The organism is Acuticoccus kandeliae (assembly GCF_003073115.1).
Window position 1 is genome coordinate 338,647 of the sequence record NZ_QBBV01000004.1, and the last position, 15,376, is coordinate 354,022.

Genomic DNA, 15,376 nt, shown 5'->3' on the forward strand with positions numbered 1-15,376 from the left:
CCGATATCGTCATGCGGGCCCAGATATAGCAGCGGCTGACATCGCTGAAAGCGGACGCCTCGCGCCCCGGCCGCTTCAGGAGGCCGACGCCTCCGTCTGCGGCGCGGCGTCTGGCGCCTCGACGGCCTTTGCGGCGCCCATCGTCAGCGCCGCGACCGGGAGCATCGCGAGCACGAGAGCGGCGGTCATCACGAAGATCAGCGCGAAGCTCGCACCTGCGGCGAGGAGCGCGGTGCACATGGCGAGGCCGATCGTCCCGCCCGTCATCTGGACGGTGAGGTTGACCCCGCTCGCCTGCCCCTGGAGGGCGGGCGGGACCGCGCTCATCAGCGCGCGGCGGGGGACGACCGCGAGGAAGGGCAGCACCGCGCCCCAGGCGATCAGCGCGCCGACGATGGTCGGGTAGTGGCCGCGCATCGTGCCGAGGCCGAGGACGAGGAGCGCCGCCCCGTTCACCGCGAGGCCGAAGAGGATGAGGCGCCGCGCGCCGAGCGTATCGGCGAGCTTGCCGGCGAGAAGCGAGGTCACGAGCGTCGGCAGGATGGAGATGAGGAGCGGCAGGCCGGAATCGATCGGCGAGAAGCCGAGCCCCTTCTGCAGGTAGAGCGGGAGGAAGATGAACACGACGATCTTGTCGAACTGGAACATGAAGAAGACGAGTACGCCCCCGGTGAAGGCCGGAATGCGCATGAGGTCGAGCTCGATGAGGGGCGCGTCACGGCGCAGTTCGATCGCGACGAAGATGCCGAGCACCGCCACCCCGCCGAGGAGCGGGGCGAGCGTCGCGGCGCTCCGCCAGCCCCAGTCGCCCCCTTCCATCAGCGCGATGGTCGCGGCGGTGAGGCCGATGACGAGGGTCGCGAGACCCGCATAGTCGAACCGCCTCGCTCCCCGCTTGTCGGGCGCGACGCGGTGGTCGAGCGCCGGAAGCCAGGCGAGGATCACCGTCGCCGTGATGATCGCGACCGCCGGCAGGTTCACCCAGAAGATCCAGCGCCACGACACCGTCTCGGCGAAGAAGCCTCCGACGACCGGGCCGCTTGCCATGAAGACCGCCGCGACGGTCGTCTGAAGGCCGAAGGCGACGCCGCGCTCGTGCGGCTCGAAGAGGCTCGTGGTGATCGCGAAGCCGGCGGGGAAGACGAGCGCCGCGCCGAGCCCCTCGACGGCGCGGGCGGCAAGCAGGATCGCCCCCGTCGGCGCGAAGCCCGCCGCGAGCGAGCCGATCCCGACGAGGCCGATCCCGGCGAGGAAGAGCCGGCCGCGGCCGAACATGTCACCGAGGCGGCCCCCCACCGCGACGAAGCAGGTGAAGCTGAGGAGGTAAGCGTTGACGACCCAGTGCGAGCCGGTTTGCGTTAGGCTGAGATCCGTCTGGATCGTCGGCAGCGCGACGCCCACCACCGTCTCGTCGAGCACGACGAGGCCGAGGACGAGGCTCGTCGCGAGAAGGATCCACCATCGCGAATGCGCCATTGCGAACCTCGCTCCGCGGGCCCCGACAGATGGATGGCGCATCCGGCGCGCTCGGCCAGATCAGGCGCAGGGACCGGTACGGTTTATGAAGTCGATCTCAATCGAACGCGGTTGGAATGACTTGGCCGTATCTTTCGTACGATCCCACTCATAAATCCGCGTCGGCGAGATCGCAAACCGGTCCGCCGCCTCTACAGGCCTCCTCTCGCTAACACTGATGTTAGGGCTGCCGGCCGGAGCCGGCAGCCGTTCTGGTTCAGACGTTGAAGGGCAGGAGCACCTCGTCGATCACCTGGATGATGCCGTTGTCGGTCTGGATATCGGCCGCGAGCACGCGCGGGTTGGAGAAATCCGGGTCCGCATCACCGATCCGGTTGCCGAGGAAGGTGAGGTCCTCGTCGCCATAGAGCGGCGTCACCACGCGCTCGGACTGGAGCTCGCCGAGCGTCATCGCGCCGCCGACGACGTGATAGGTGAGCACGTCCGTCAACAGCGGGGCCGGGTCCCCGCCGCCGAGCACCGTCAGCGTGTCGAGGATGAAGTCGAGCGAACCCGCCTCGTCATCGCCGCCATAGCCGAGCCGCTGGGCGAGCGAGATGAACGCCGCGTCGGTCGGCGCGAGCACGGAGAAACGCGCATCCGGGTCGGCGAGCACATCGGTGAGGCCGGTGAAGTTCAGCGCCGTCAGGAGGAGGTCGAAGTCGCTGTTGTCATCGTCCGGCGTGCCCCCGCTCGGGGCGACGACGGCGGCGATCGACTCAGGCCGCCCGTCGACCGGAAGGCCGGTCAGCACCTCGCCGAGCCCCTCGACCGCGATCGCGCCGGATAGGTCGCCGAAGCCGGAGACGGCCGAGGCCGGGATGCCCTTCAAGACAATCGAGCCGGTCGGGTGGAAGATCTCCAGATTGTTGCCCGCCGATCCGAGATCCCAGAAGGCGCTCTCGTCGAGCGCGGCGAAGGTGGCCGCCGCGTCGCCGCCGTTGGCGATGATGAGCTCGGCAAGGTCGGGCGAGGAGGCGAGAACCGAGTCGACATCGAGGACGATCTTGTCGAGCTTCAGCTCCAGATCGCGGACGATGTCGCGCCCTTCACCGAGGCGGTTGGGGTCGAAATAGAAGCGGTCGGTGCCCTGGCCGCCGGAGAGGGCATCATCCCCGATGCCGCCTTCCAGCCAGTCGAACCCGCGGCCGCCGAGGATATTGTCGTGACCCCGGCCGCCGAACAGTTGGTCGAAGCCGTCGCCACCGGAAAGAAAGTCGTTGCCGCCACCGCCCCCGATGCGGTCGCCGCCTTCCTGCCCGTAAACGATATCAGCGTCGGCGCCAGCAAATATGCGATCGTTGCCAGCATAACCGATGATGATGTCCGGAAACTTCGATCCATTCAGCTTTTCCGACTGGTCCGATCCCTCGAAAAGACGATAGTTCGGAGCGAAATTCATGATGTTCCTCTCCCAGTTTCTCTCACATGCCGTTGCGGCGAGGGGATGTACGGAGGGAGCGGCGCAATGGATTTCGCTATCACGGGAACGTGAAAGCGGTTGATCCAGACGCGTGGGGAAGCCGCCGATCCGGGCCCGTTGACATGTAAAACGATCGTTTTACATGTTGCTCCATGGACATCCGCACAAAGCTGATCGCCGCCGCCGAGCGCGTGTTCGACCGGCACGGCTTCACCGCGACGGGGATGGATCGCCTCACCGAGGCGGCGGGCCTGTCGAGCCGCACCCTCTACAAGCACGCCGGCAGCAAGACCGCCCTCATCGCCGCCGTCCTCACCGAGCGCGACCGTCGCTTCATGCAGCGCCTCGAGGTGGAGAGCGTCGACGCCCTCTTCGCCGCGCTCGAGGACTGGATCGCCGCCGAGGGCGCGCGCGGCTGCCTCTTCCTGCGGGCCGCGGGCGAGACGGGCGGCGACACGCCCGAGATCGCCGAGAGGGTGGCGGCGCACAAGGAGGCGTTCCGCGCACGGATCGCCGCGATCGTCGCCCGCGAGACGGGGCGTGAGGATGCGGCGCTCGCCGAGCAGATCCTCGTGCTTTTCGAGGGCGCGACGGCGGCCGCCTCCTATCGCGGCGCGGCGGCGGTGAAGGCGGCGCGGACGGCAGCCGCGGTCCTCGTCGCGGGCGCACGGCGATGAACCCGACCCTCCGGTTCGGCGCCGTGGGGTTCGGCCTGATCGCGGTCACCTACGGCTTCGCGCGCTTCGCCTTCGGACTGTTTTTGCCGCAGATCAGCGCCGACCTCGCGCTCGGCCCGGCGCTCGCCGGATTGATCTCGGGCGGCGCCTTCCTCGCGTACTGCGTCGCGATCCTCGCCTCGGCCGCGCTCACCGAGCGCATCGGGCCGCGCGCGGTCGCGGTGACGGCAGCGCTCGTGGCAGGCATCGGCATGGTCGGGATCGCGGCAGCGCCGGGAGCCATCCCGCTCGCGGGCGCGGTGATGCTCGCGGGGTCGAGCACCGGCCTTGCCTCGCCGCCGATGGCCGCCGCCGTCGCCCGCCGCGTCGCCCCCGCCGGCCGGGACGCCACCAACACATGGATCAATGCCGGGACGAGCGCCGGCGTCGCACTGTCAGGGCCGATCGCGCTCGCGCTGGGGGCGGAGTGGCGTTTCGCCTTCCTCGGCTTCGCCCTCGCCGCCTTCGCCCTCGCGCTCGCGGCGGCGCGCGTCGTCCCCGCCGGCGGCGGCCGGATGGCCGAGACTGCCGGGCTCACGGGCATCCTGAATGGCGGCATCGCCCGCCTCGTCGCCGCGTCCTTCCTGACGGGGGCCGCGAGCACGGCAATCTGGTCCTTCGGGGGAGAACTCGCCGCGATCCGGCTCGGCTGGGGCACGGAGGGGACCGGCGCGCTCTGGGTCGGCATCGGCGCGGCGGGGATCGCGGGCGCGTTCGCCGGGCGGCTCGTGGCGCGGTTCGGCATCGACCCCGTGCACCGCGCCTTCCTCGCCTTGATGGCGGCGGGGATCCTCGGGGTCGGCGCAGAGTTCGCGAGCCCCGCGACGGCGATCGCGGGCGGTGCGCTCTTCGGCGCGGCCTACGTGATGCTGACCGGGATCTACCTCGTCTGGGGCGTCACCGCCCTCCCCGACCGGCCCGCAACGGGGCTCACGGTCGCCTTCCTGACGCTCGCCATCGGCCAGACGGTCGGCGCGCCGCTCTTCGGCCTCATCCTCGAAAGTCTCGGCCCGGACACGGCGGTCGCCGCGTTCGCCGCGCTCGGTCTCGGCGGGGCGCTCGCGCGGGCGGACCGGAGCGCACCCGCCGTGCGCCGGCGGTCAGCGCGCTTCAACCCCCGCGCGACACCGTGCGGAAATCAATCGCCGTAGGGCACCGTCAAAAGGACGCGGGCGCCGCCGTCGGTCGTGTAGCTCACCGTCGCCGAGAGGCTGCGCGCCATCGCGTCGACGAGCTTGGTGCCGACGCCCGTCCCCTTCGGGGCGGTGCCGCCGGAGAAGCCGACGCCGTCATCCTCGATCGCGACGTGGAACGCGTCCGCCCCGCGCGTCATCGACACGCGGATCTCGCCCGGCTGATCCTCGCGATAGGCGTATTTGCAGGCGTTCGAGACGAGCTCGTTCACGACAACGCCGACCGACACGGCCTGATCGGTCGGCAGCCGCAGCGTCTCGGCGGAGAAACGGATCGCGCGGGGGGCGAGCTCGGTCGACCAGGCGTCCTCGATGTCGGAGAGGACGGTCGCGAGATATTCCTTCAGCTCGACGGTCTGGATGTCGTCGGAGGTGTAGAGGCGGCGGTGGAGGCGGCTGATGGTCTGGACGCGCTGGCGCGTGTCCTTGAGCGCGGTCCGCGCCTCGGGCGTCGTCACCGCGTTCGCCTGGATCTGGATGAAGGAGGAGACGATCTGGAGGCTGTTCGCGACCCGGTGGTTCGCCTCCAGCACCAGCGCGGCGAGGCGCTCGTTGCTCGCCCGCAGCTCCTCCTCCGCGCTGAGGCGGGCCGCGATCAGCCCCTGCCGTTCCAGCGCATGGCCGAGGCTCGAGGCGAGAAGGTCGAAGAACTCCTCCCCGATCGCCTTCAAGACATAGTCCGACGCACCGGCCTTCAGCGCGGCGACGGCGATGCGGCTGTCGTCCGAGCCGGTCACGTAGACGACCGGTGGGGGGTGCGGCAGCGCCATCAATTCGGCGAGCGTGTCGAGCCCGTCCCGTCCCGGCATCGTGTGGTCGAGGGTCACGACGTCGAACGGCTCGGCCGCGAGCAGGGCGAGGCCTGCGTCCGCCGAGGCGGCGCCCGTCACCTCGAACCCGCGGCGCTTCAGGGCCTTTTGGGCCAGCCGGATCAGCGCCTCGTCGTCGTCGATATAGAGGACGCGCGGCACGGTCACTCGTCCGGTTCTGCCTCCGGCAGCTGAATGACTGACAGGAACAGGCCGAGCTGCCGGATCGCCTGTGCGAAATTCTCGTAGTTCACCGGCTTGGTGATGTAGACGTTGGCACCGAGATCGTAACACCGCTCGATTTCCACCTTGTCGTCCGTCGTGGTCAGCACGACGACGGGCGTGCGCTTCAGCGGACTGTCGTCCGACTTCATCCGGATCAGGATGTCGGTCCCGCTCATATCGGGCAGATTGAGGTCGAGGAGCACGAGGGCGGGGCCGTTCAGCGCCGGACCCGAATCGCCTTTGAACAGGTACTGCAGCGCGCTCGTACCGTCGGCGAAATGGCGGATCTCGTTGCTGACTCCGGCGCGGCGGATGTTCTTTTCGATCAACCGCGCATGGCCCTCGTCATCCTCGATCATGATGATGGTGACCGACTGATGTGATTTCACGTCTACGCCCCGGAACGCATGGTCATCGGCAGGGATACACGAAACGTCGCCCCTTCGCCGAGCGTCGACTCGCATTCGACGACGCCGCCCAAGCGGTATGCGAGCGCACGCACATGTGCAAGACCGATGCCTTCTCCGGGACGGTCCTGAGAGCCTGATCGACGAAATAGGTCAAAAATTCGCTGATGGTCCTTCGGATCGATGCCGCGTCCGTTGTCGGCGACCTCATAAACGAGGCGCCCGGCGCGGCGATGGCCTGACACAACAATCCGTCCGGGCCGTCCGGGTTTCAGATATTTCACGCTATTTTCGATGAGATTGGAAAAAATCTGCTCGATGGCGACGCGGTCGCTGTCGATCGGCGGCAGCGTGTCCACCTCGATCTCGGTCCCCGTCTCGGTAAGCTGGTGCTGGATCGATTCCACGATCGAACCGACCACCACGTTCATGTCGAGCCGCTCGGGCGCGAGGACGCGCCGGCCCTCGCGCGAGAGGCGCAGGATCGCGTTGATGAGCCGGTCCATCTTCTGCGTCGAGGAGCGGATGAAGCCGATCGCCTCGGGCAGCTCCTCGTCGACCGCGAGGCGGACCTCATCGTCGACGAGTTCCGGTGCGGCGTCGGCGACGCGGCGGACCATCTCGCGCAGCGGAATCGTCGCCGCGTCGAGCTCGGAGGTGAAGCCCATCACGTTGACGAGCGGCGAGCGCAGGTCGTGGCTGATGATGTAGGCGAAGCGCTGGATCTCCTCGTTCGCCTGGCGCAGCTCGTGCGTGCGCTCGGCGACGGCGGTCTCGAGATCGTCGTTGAGGAGCTGGAGCCGCGCGCCGGTCTCCTCCAGGACCTGGAGGTTGCGCCGCGTGACGATGATCGTGAACACGGCGAGCACCACGAGGAGGACGCCCGTCACGAGGAGGACGAGATAGGTGAGCTGGCCCGAGGCGTATTGCTCGCGCGTGCGGTCCGCGAGGAGGACGCGCTCCTGCTCGATCATCTCCTGCGCGACGCGGCGGAGCTGGCGCACGGTCTCGATGTCGGTGTTGTCGAAGATCGCAGCGGCCGAGGTCTCGGTCCCGCCGTCCGCCCTCTCCTGCATCGAGCGGCGCATGATCCCGACATGCTCGGCCCAAAGCTCGACCACCCGGTCGAGCCGCGAAAGCTGGGTCGGATTGTCGAGAAGGAGGGCGCGCAGCGTCTCGGCCGCCATGTCGAAATTGGCGAGGTTGCGCTCGAAGATGCTGGTGTTGAACTCGCTCGGGTCGATGAGGAAGGAGCGGCGGCCGATCTCGGTGCGCTCCACATAGAGCTGCAGCTCCGCGATCGCCGTCTCCACCTGATAAGTGTGTCCGACCCATCCGGCGATCCGCTCGGTCCGCTGCATCAGCACGGCCACCAGGATGGCGGCGCACGCGAGGAGGACGAAGCCCGAGACGACCGAGGCGAAGATCAACCGTCTCGTTCGCTTTGCGGATCGCTGCATCATGGCCCCGGGCGGTGCCGGCGTCCCGAGGGCCGGTCGTGATGGACGCGCGAACGGGATCGTTTCGCCGAGGGATCGGCAGTGCGCGTCCGCCATATAGGGCGCTCGTCCGCCGCCGTCGACGGCAGACCGGCGCGTCAGTAGGTTTTCGGCTCCCAGTTCAGGCAGAAGCCGACATTGCCAGGCATTCCGCCCTGGGTTGGGCACAACCTTCAGAGGGCCGCGCGCGCGATGGATGCGCTTGGACACGGAACGCGGCATGATCGCGGGAGGCTGTCATCGCGAGCACGCGAACCATGGGAGGAACCGATGGGCAAGAAGGACAAGCGCAAGAAGAAAGAGGCTGAGGCGGAGGCCGCCCTCGCGGCGGCCCCGGATTCGGCAGAGGGGGCGGCCGAAGCGCCCGTCTCGAAAAAGGCGCGCAACAAGGCCTACGAGAAGGAACTCGCCCGCCTCCAGGTCGAGCTCGCGCACCTCCAGGCCTGGGTGCAGGCGACGGGGGCGCGCATCATCATCGTCTTCGAGGGGCGCGACGCGGCGGGCAAAGGGGGCGTGATCAAGCGCCTCGTCGAGCGGGTGAGCCCGCGCGTCTTTCGCGTGGTGGCCCTCCCCGCCCCCAGCGACCGGGAGAAGTCGCAGCTCTACTTCCAGCGCTACATGGCCCACTTCCCCGCCGCCGGCGAGATCGTGATCTTCGACCGCTCCTGGTACAACCGCCCCGGCGTCGAGCGGGTGATGGGCTTCACGCCGGAGGAGACGGTCACGCGTTTCCTGGAGATCGTGCCGCATCTCGAAGCGCTCATCGTCGAGAGCGGGATCACCCTCCTCAAATATTTCCTCAGCGTCAGCGAGGACGAGCAGGAGCGGCGCTTCCGCCAGCGCATCGACGACCCGGTCCGCCAGTGGAAGCTGAGCCCGATGGACCTCGAGAGCTATCACCGCTGGTGGGACTACACGAAGGCCTATGACGCGATGATCGATGCGACCGACACGCCGCGCACGCCCTGGTGGATCGTGGAGTCGGACGACAAGAAGGCCGCCCGGATCAACTGCATCAGCCACATCCTCGGCGCGATCCCCTACGAGCGGATCAAGGCGGACGAGCCGAAGCTCGGCAAGCGCCAGAAGCGCCCGGACGACTATGCCGCCCCGAAGACGGCGCGCAACGTGGTGCCGGCCGTGCTCTGAGGCGGCGGGGCGGCCTCCCGGCGCGCCGACAGGCGCTCAGCCCGCGACGGAGACCTGGTTGCGGCCGCCCGCCTTCGCCTCGTAGAGGGCCTTGTCGGCGCGCTGGATGGTGTCCTCGATGTCGCGGTCGGCGCCCTGTGCGAGCGCGACGCCGATGCTGACCGAGACCGTGAGGTGCGGGTCGATCGTGTCGAGGGGCATCGTCGCGATCTCCTGGCGCAGCCGGTTCGCGAACGCCTCGACGTCGCGCTCCGCGGTCTCGCGCAACAGGACCACGAACTCCTCGCCGCCGAAGCGGGCGACCTTGTCGGTGTCGCGCATGTCCGCCTGGATGACGCCGCCGACGCGCCGGATCACCTCGTCGCCGGCCGCGTGGCCGAACGTGTCGTTGACGCGCTTGAAATGGTCGATGTCGAACAGCAGCACGCCGATATTGCGGTGATAGCGCTTCCAATAGGACATCGCCTCGTCGGCCGCCGCCAGGAAGGCGCGGCGGTTGAGGAGGCCGGTGAGCGGATCGGTGTCGGCGAGGAGGCGCAAGGACTGAAGGTCGGTGTCGAGGCGGCGCGTCACCGCGTCGACCTGCTCCTCGCGCACCCGGATCTCGCGCCGGAGGTCGGCGACCTCGACATTGGTCGCCTCGATCTGCGCCTCCGCCGTGCCGATGCGGCGCAACAGCGAGCGGATCGTGGAGGAGAGCTGCACGAGGTCGAACGAGCCGTCCTGCCGCCCGATCGCCGTCACCTTCGGCTCGCGGCCGATGAGGTCGAGATTGCGCGACAATTCCGCGAGCGGCCGCGTCACGGTCCCCGCCACGAACCAGGCGAGGATCACGGCGATGAAGGCGATCGCCCCGCCCGCGACGAGGATGCGCGTGCGCAGCGCGTCCGCCGGCGCCTCGACGAGGGCGCGCGGGCGCTGCGCCGCGACGACCCAGCCGAGGCCGGGATAGGCGCCGAGCCCCGACGTCGCCGCGAGCGCGGTGATCATCGGCCCGCCTGCATCCTCAACGATGATCGGGCGCTCCCGCCGCACGGCCGCGACGAGGTCGGCCCCGTCGGTCACCGTCTCGGGTCCGATCAGCACCTGCCCGTCGCGCGACAGGACGAGGAGGTCGGTCGCGGGCGCGACGCCGGCGCGGCTGAGGATCGAGGCCTGCACCTCCTGCGCCCAGCGCCAGCTGAGATGCGCCCCCACGACGCCGGTGAGCCCTCCGTCCGGCGCGTGCACGGGCGCGGCGACATCGACGAAGCGGAACGGCGCCTCGTCCGGTGAGGTGCGCAGGTAGGAATCGAGGAGTTTCGCGGCGTGGACGTCCTGGACGGTGACGCCCTTCAGCCCCTCGATGAACCAGGGCCGCTCGGCGACCGAGACGCCTTCGAGGAGGCCGCCGGTCGCGACCCTGACGGTCCCGTCGGGCGCGGCGAGGCCGATCCAGGCATAATCCGGGACGGTCTTCTGGAGCTGCTGGAGGAGGTTGCGCGCCTCGTCGGGCCGGCTCGCCCAGATCGGCCGCAGCGGCTCCAGCCCGATGATGTTGACGACCTCGCGATAGCGCTCGAACATGTGCTGGTCGAGCCGCGCGGCGAGGGTCTGTGCGAGTGTGACGAGCTCACGCTGGCTGCCCTCGATGGCGGCCCGCCGCGCGACGCTCCCCGACCAGAGCGCGGCCATCATGACGGCGGCGATGCACAGGAGCGCGGTAAACAGCGCCGTCTGCGCCCGCAGGCTCAGCCGGTTGCGCAGGACCCGCGCAAAACTCGTGATCCGCCTGATCAATTCCATGCAAGATGTCGGGGGAGTTGCAGCCGAGTGGAGGGGTGTTTGTAGCGGGGGAAATTGGACCGGACAACTGGGTGCGGGGTTTGGTTTCGCGTTGGCTGGACATTGTCGGTTGCGCGGCGTGCCGGTTCTCAGAGGTGGGAGCTGGTGATCGGGACGATGCTTGGAACGGTGGCGAGATGCGAACGTAGCAAAACAGTTTACATTAGAAGTCTTTCCAAAATTGGCGATTATTGCGAGGGACATGATGTCAGCCGGATCTATCACAGTCGCCGACCTGTCGCGCGGTCTATACGATCACGAGCAGCATTTATCCGTGCGAGACCGGGGCTGGCGGCGATATCATCCGTTTGTCTACGACTTCGACTCCACGCCGATGATCCTCGACGAGCCCGGGGAGAACTGGACAGAAGAAGCGAAGGCGCTCCATATCGATAATCAAAACAAGGCGATTGCGAAACTTAAAGTCGATTATGGTGAACGCCGCCATGAACAGGTAGTACAAAATACTAAAGACCTTGGCCCAAAAGCAATATCTATAGTTAGTTATCACAATGATATGCATGAGCAGGCACGAAATTCGTTCGTACTAGGTCTATATTTTCCTGCTCTGGTCGCGACCTGCGCCATCGGCGAACGCATCCTCAACCACCTCATCTTAGATCTTCGCGACTGTTACAAATCGTCACCGCACTACAAGAAAATCCATCGCAAAGCGTCCTTCGATGACTGGCGCTTCGCGGTAGACGTGCTAGAGGATTGGGGAGTTCTTATACCAGATGTCGGACTGACTTTCATGGAGCTCGCGGCGCTACGGAACCGCTCGGTCCATTTCAACGCGGCAACTTACAATACGTTGCGGGAGGACGCCCTATCGGCGCTAGTGAAGCTTGGTCGGATTATCAAATTACAATTTGGACTCTTTGGCAGCCAAAAATGGTTCATTGAGGACACACCTGGGGCTCAATTTATTAAAAAGACACATGAAGACACTCCCTTCGTGAGAACTTACATCATACCTCTGAGCGGATTTGTTGGAATACACTACGGAATGGAATTCACGGAGCGTGGTTGGTGCCATCTGGATTACGAAGACTATGGCACGGGAAGTGTTGACGACGCTGAGTATGCGCGTCTCTACCGCGAACGAGATCATAGCAAAGTTGTGACCCGCAATATGGTAGAGCAGGCTGCGCGCTCGCAGGCGTTGGCCGCGGCCCGAGAAAAGTCGGACTGTCGCGATCAGTGAGATGCTCCGCCGTCGAACTCACAAATCGCCTTGAAACAGAATTCATGACTCAGTTTCAAACCACACCAACGCCGGTCCGTCGGGCACAGCAATCTCGACCTTGACCTGCGCATCGAGGACGGCATCACGCCACGCGCCACTCCCCTTCGCCACCCCAAATCCACTTTGCCATTACCGAGAATTCATGTATCCATGAATCATGGATCATGACCTCGACGCAGACGCCCTCACCGCCCTCGGCCATCCCGGCCGCCTCGCCGTCTTCCGCCTCCTTGCCCGGCGTGCGCCGCATGGGGTGCGGCCGAGCGAGATCGCGGAGGCGCTCGACCTCAAGCCCAACACCCTCTCGGCCTATGTCACCACGCTGACCCGCGCGGGCATCCTCACGACGTGGCGCGAGGGGCGGTCGGTCTATTATGGCGTCGACCTGAAGCGGGTCGGGACGCTGATCCAGTTCCTCGTCAACGATTGCTGCCGCGGCAGGCCGGAGCTGTGCGAGCCACTCGCCGCGCGATCGCTGGAGCGGCTCGCCGCACGCCAGGCCGGCGGCACGCGCAACATCCTCTTCGTGTGCTCGGGCAATTCGGGGCGCTCGCAATTCGCCGAGGCGATCCTCAATCGCAACGGGGATGGACGGTTCCGCGCCTATTCGGCGGGGACGCGGCCCGGCCGGCGGCTGAACCCGGAGGCGGCCTCCGTCCTCGCCGCGCACGGCCACGACACGGGCGGCCTCGCGCCGAAATCCGTCACGCGCTTCGAGGCGACGGACGCCCCCCGCATGGACTGCGTCATCACCGTCTGCGACCAGGCCGCGAACGAGGATTGCCCGCCCCTACCGGGCCTTCCCCTCACCGCCCACTGGTCCATCGCGCGCCCGAGCGCCGTCGAGGGGGCCGACCGCGCCGCCGCCTTCGCCGCCGCCTATGACGCGATCGAGGCGCGGGTGACACGCTTCCTCGCGCTCCCGGTCGAGACCCTCGACGCGCTCGCCCTCCAGAGCGCGCTCGACGCCATCGGCGCGACCCGCGCCGCCGGAAAAGGAGCCTGAGCGTGGCAAAGATCGCGATCGACGGGCACGGCCGCCTCGACGCGCTCGCGGGCGATCCGGCCCGGCACGCGATGCGCCCCCGGTTCGACGACCTGCGTGTCCGCCGGCCTGCCGCACGCGCCAACGAAGCGGATGCGCCCATGGCCGCGTCGCGCGTCGTGCGCACCGGTCAACTTCAAAGAACGATGGTCGCCGCGCCGGGTGGCGTCTGACCGACCTCGCAGCTCTCCGGGAGGAGCTCATGGACCCCATCGCGCGAAACCTCGCCTCCGCCCTCATCGCGATCGGCGCCGCCGTGCTCGCGGGCGCGGCGGCGGCCGAGACACGCGACCGCCTCCACATCGTCGGCTCGTCGACCGTCTATCCCTACACCAACGCCGTCGCCGACCGTTTCGCGCAGGCCGGCCGGTTCCTGCGCCCCGACATCGAATCGACCGGCACCGGCGGCGGCTTCGAGCGCTTCTGCGTCGGCAGCGGCCTCAACACGCCCGACATCACCGGCGCCTCGCGCCCGATGCGGCTCGAGGAGTGGGAAGCGTGCCGCGCGAACGGCGTGTGGCCGATCACCGAGGTGCCGATCGGATATGACGGCCTCACGCTCGCCGTGTCGAAATCCTCCCCCGACACCTTCTCCCTGACTCTGAAGGACCTCTACACCGCGCTCGCCGCGCAGGTGCCGGTCGACGGCGCCCTCGTCGACAACCCGCACAAGGCGTGGTCGGACGTGCGCCCGGATCTGCCGGACGCGCCGATCTCGGTCATCGGCCCGCCCGCGACATCGGGCACGCGCGACTCCTTCGTGGAGCTCGCGCTGCATGTGGGGTGCCGCCACTATGGCGCGCTCGTGCGCCTCGAGGCGAGCGATCCCGCCGCCTGGCAGGCCGTCTGCTCGACGATCCGCACCGACGGCGCCTATATCGAGGCCGGCGAGGACGACGAGGCGATCGTCGCCGACATCGAGAAGGCGCCCCATACGCTCGGCATCATGGGGTACGGCTATCTCTTCGAGCACGAGGCGACGTTGAAGGGCGTGCCGATCGAGGGCGTCACCCCCGATTTCGGCACGATCTCGACGCTGGACTATCCCCTCGCCCGCCCGCTGTTCATCTACCTGAAGAACCAGCACGCGAGCGCCATCCCCGGCATGTCGGAGTTCGTGCGCGAGTATGTCAGCGGGATGGACCCGAGCGGCTATCTGTTCGCGCTCGGCCTCGTCCCCTACTTCGAGTTCGTGGACTTCGAGCAGGTCGCCGGCGACGCGATCGACGGAAGGCCGATGCGCCCGCCGACCCATTGAGGGGGCGGAGCCCATCGATGTGCGGCGGGTGTGCCCCGCCGCCTCAACTTGTCCGGCCGAAACGCCTCACTCGGCCGAGTGGATGGCGTTGTAGAGATCGGCGAGACGCCCGCCCTCGAACGTGTCCGGCAGCGTCGAGACCTTCTCCTGGAAGGTCGCAAGGTCCGGCTCGATGACGTTCATCCCGTCCGCGCGGAACTTGTCGACGAGGCTCGCCTCGGCGTCGAGGATCAGCTGGTCCTGATAGTCGCCGGCATCGTGCGCGGCCTCGGTGATGAGGGCGAGCTGCTCGGGCGACAGGCGGCTGTGCGCGTCCTCGCTCATCGCGATGGCGAACGTCGCAACGATGTGCCCGGTGAGCGTCAGATTCTTGTGCACGAGGGGGATGCCGACCGACTGGATGACGGGGAGCGGATTCTCCTGCGCGTCGACGACATTGGTCTCGAGCGCGGTGAAGAGGTCGCCGAAGGCGATCGGCGTCGGCACCGCGCCGAGCGCCCGCCAGCCCGCCTCGTAGATCGGGACGGGCAGCACGCGCACCTTCATCCCCTCAAGATCCGCCGGCGTCTCGACCGGGCGGTTGGAGGTGAGATGGCGCGTGCCGAAATACCAGGAGCCGTCGACCGTGCGGATCGAGGTCTCGTCGTAGAGGGATTCGGCGAGGCGCTCGCCGATCTCGCCGCGCATGACGCTCTTCATGTGGGCCTGGTCGCGGAAGGCGTAGAGCATGCCGAGGACGTTGAGGTCGGGGGCGACGGTGCCGAAGCCCGCGCCGACGGTCATCGCCATGTCGACCGCGCCGAGCTGGAGGCCTTCGATCAGCTGCTGCTCGTTCCCGAGCCCGGCCCCGCCGATCACCTCGATGGTGATCTCGCCGCCGGAGCGCTCGTTGACGAGCTCGGCGAAGCGCAGCGCGCCCTGGTGGTTCGGCGTGTTGATGGCGAGGCCGTGGCCGAGCTGGAAGGTCAGGCCCTGGGCCGAGGCGGGCGTCCCGGCGAAGCCGATCCCGGCCGTCAGGACGACCGCTGCCGCGGCACGGATTCGAAGTGCGAGCATGGTTGCTC

Annotated in this window: 14 protein-coding genes; 7 read left to right on the top strand and 7 right to left on the bottom strand. The window is 67.9% G+C overall.

All coding sequences use genetic code 11. The features are described from left to right. Positions 1-75: 75 nt before the first annotated feature. Both DBV35_RS24765 and DBV35_RS24770 read right to left on the bottom strand, forming a co-directional pair. Positions 76-1,476 carry an MFS transporter gene (locus tag DBV35_RS24765; protein ID WP_157961959.1) on the bottom strand — a complete coding sequence of 467 codons (1,401 nt, stop codon included), beginning with the start codon at positions 1,474-1,476 and terminating at the stop codon, positions 76-78. A gap of 256 nt (positions 1,477-1,732) precedes the next feature. Beyond that, the gene (locus DBV35_RS24770) at positions 1,733-2,917 is read right to left on the bottom strand and encodes a fasciclin domain-containing protein (RefSeq protein WP_108663072.1); all 1,185 of its coding nucleotides are present in this window, start codon (positions 2,915-2,917) and stop codon (positions 1,733-1,735) included. A 173-nt stretch (positions 2,918-3,090) separates the two neighbouring features. Here DBV35_RS24770 and DBV35_RS24775 point away from each other — a divergent pair, with 173 nt between their 5' ends. Together DBV35_RS24775 and DBV35_RS24780 are read left to right on the top strand one after the other, a co-directional pair. Continuing rightward, positions 3,091-3,615, top strand: a complete 525-nt coding sequence (locus tag DBV35_RS24775) for a TetR/AcrR family transcriptional regulator (protein WP_108663073.1) — start codon at positions 3,091-3,093, stop codon at positions 3,613-3,615. Next, the gene (locus tag DBV35_RS24780) at positions 3,612-4,805 is read left to right on the top strand and encodes an MFS transporter (RefSeq protein ID WP_108663074.1); all 1,194 of its coding nucleotides are present in this window, start codon (positions 3,612-3,614) and stop codon (positions 4,803-4,805) included. The genes DBV35_RS24775 and DBV35_RS24780 overlap by 4 nt, the downstream gene beginning before the upstream one ends. Here DBV35_RS24780 and DBV35_RS24785 read toward each other — a convergent pair. From DBV35_RS24785 to DBV35_RS24795, 3 genes are read right to left on the bottom strand one after another with little or no spacing between them, the layout of a single operon-like run. Continuing rightward, a complete protein-coding gene (locus DBV35_RS24785; protein WP_108663075.1) occupies positions 4,793-5,824 on the bottom strand; it encodes a sensor histidine kinase in 1,032 nt (343 codons plus the stop codon). The genes DBV35_RS24780 and DBV35_RS24785 overlap by 13 nt on opposite strands. After that, positions 5,821-6,240, bottom strand: coding sequence for a response regulator (locus DBV35_RS24790; protein ID WP_245944114.1), 420 nt, complete (start codon positions 6,238-6,240; stop codon positions 5,821-5,823). The genes DBV35_RS24785 and DBV35_RS24790 overlap by 4 nt, the downstream gene beginning before the upstream one ends. Positions 6,241-6,272: 32 nt before the next feature. Further along, a complete protein-coding gene (locus DBV35_RS24795) occupies positions 6,273-7,718 on the bottom strand; it encodes a sensor histidine kinase (protein ID WP_170135033.1) in 1,446 nt (481 codons plus the stop codon). 339 nt (positions 7,719-8,057) lie between these two features. Here DBV35_RS24795 and ppk2 point away from each other — a divergent pair, with 339 nt between their 5' ends. Beyond that, the gene (gene ppk2 / locus DBV35_RS24800; protein WP_108663078.1) at positions 8,058-8,936 is read left to right on the top strand and encodes a polyphosphate kinase 2; all 879 of its coding nucleotides are present in this window, start codon (positions 8,058-8,060) and stop codon (positions 8,934-8,936) included. Positions 8,937-8,972: 36 nt separating this feature from the next. On the opposite strand, the gene DBV35_RS24805 is transcribed toward ppk2, so the two are convergent. Then, a complete protein-coding gene (locus tag DBV35_RS24805) occupies positions 8,973-10,721 on the bottom strand; it encodes a sensor domain-containing diguanylate cyclase (RefSeq protein ID WP_157961960.1) in 1,749 nt (582 codons plus the stop codon). A 160-nt stretch (positions 10,722-10,881) separates the two neighbouring features. Between DBV35_RS24805 and DBV35_RS30370 the strand changes: the two genes are divergently transcribed. The 4 genes from DBV35_RS30370 (at position 10,882) to DBV35_RS24825 (ending at position 14,312) form a co-directional block, all read left to right on the top strand. Further along, positions 10,882-11,967 carry a hypothetical protein gene (locus DBV35_RS30370; protein WP_170135034.1) on the top strand — a complete coding sequence of 362 codons (1,086 nt, stop codon included), beginning with the start codon at positions 10,882-10,884 and terminating at the stop codon, positions 11,965-11,967. 199 nt (positions 11,968-12,166) lie between these two features. Then, positions 12,167-13,015 (top strand): arsenate reductase/protein-tyrosine-phosphatase family protein, encoded by an 849-nt coding sequence (locus tag DBV35_RS24815; protein ID WP_108663081.1) that lies wholly within the window; start codon positions 12,167-12,169, stop codon positions 13,013-13,015. Positions 13,016-13,017: 2 nt separating this feature from the next. After that, a complete protein-coding gene (locus DBV35_RS24820) occupies positions 13,018-13,227 on the top strand; it encodes a hypothetical protein (protein ID WP_108663082.1) in 210 nt (69 codons plus the stop codon). A gap of 29 nt (positions 13,228-13,256) precedes the next feature. Beyond that, positions 13,257-14,312, top strand: coding sequence for a substrate-binding domain-containing protein (locus tag DBV35_RS24825; RefSeq protein WP_108663083.1), 1,056 nt, complete (start codon positions 13,257-13,259; stop codon positions 14,310-14,312). A 66-nt stretch (positions 14,313-14,378) separates the two neighbouring features. Here the strand turns inward: DBV35_RS24825 and DBV35_RS24830 are convergent, their stop codons facing one another. Then, positions 14,379-15,368 (bottom strand): TRAP transporter substrate-binding protein, encoded by a 990-nt coding sequence (locus DBV35_RS24830; protein WP_108663084.1) that lies wholly within the window; start codon positions 15,366-15,368, stop codon positions 14,379-14,381. Between the last annotated feature and the right edge of the window lie 8 nt (positions 15,369-15,376).

Coding starts and splice junctions, on each gene's coding strand:
- ppk2 (WP_108663078.1), top strand. CDS start 8,058: ATGGGCAAGAAGGACAAGCGCAAGAAGAAAGAGGCTGAGGCGGAGGCC.
- DBV35_RS24770 (WP_108663072.1), bottom strand. CDS start 2,917: ATGAATTTCGCTCCGAACTATCGTCTTTTCGAGGGATCGGACCAGTCG.
- DBV35_RS24775 (WP_108663073.1), top strand. CDS start 3,091: ATGGACATCCGCACAAAGCTGATCGCCGCCGCCGAGCGCGTGTTCGAC.
- DBV35_RS24830 (WP_108663084.1), bottom strand. CDS start 15,368: ATGCTCGCACTTCGAATCCGTGCCGCGGCAGCGGTCGTCCTGACGGCC.
- DBV35_RS24765 (WP_157961959.1), bottom strand. CDS start 1,476: ATGGCGCATTCGCGATGGTGGATCCTTCTCGCGACGAGCCTCGTCCTC.
- DBV35_RS24790 (WP_245944114.1), bottom strand. CDS start 6,240: ATGATCGAGGATGACGAGGGCCATGCGCGGTTGATCGAAAAGAACATC.
- DBV35_RS24815 (WP_108663081.1), top strand. CDS start 12,167: ATGGATCATGACCTCGACGCAGACGCCCTCACCGCCCTCGGCCATCCC.
- DBV35_RS24825 (WP_108663083.1), top strand. CDS start 13,257: ATGGACCCCATCGCGCGAAACCTCGCCTCCGCCCTCATCGCGATCGGC.
- DBV35_RS24780 (WP_108663074.1), top strand. CDS start 3,612: ATGAACCCGACCCTCCGGTTCGGCGCCGTGGGGTTCGGCCTGATCGCG.
- DBV35_RS24805 (WP_157961960.1), bottom strand. CDS start 10,721: ATGGAATTGATCAGGCGGATCACGAGTTTTGCGCGGGTCCTGCGCAAC.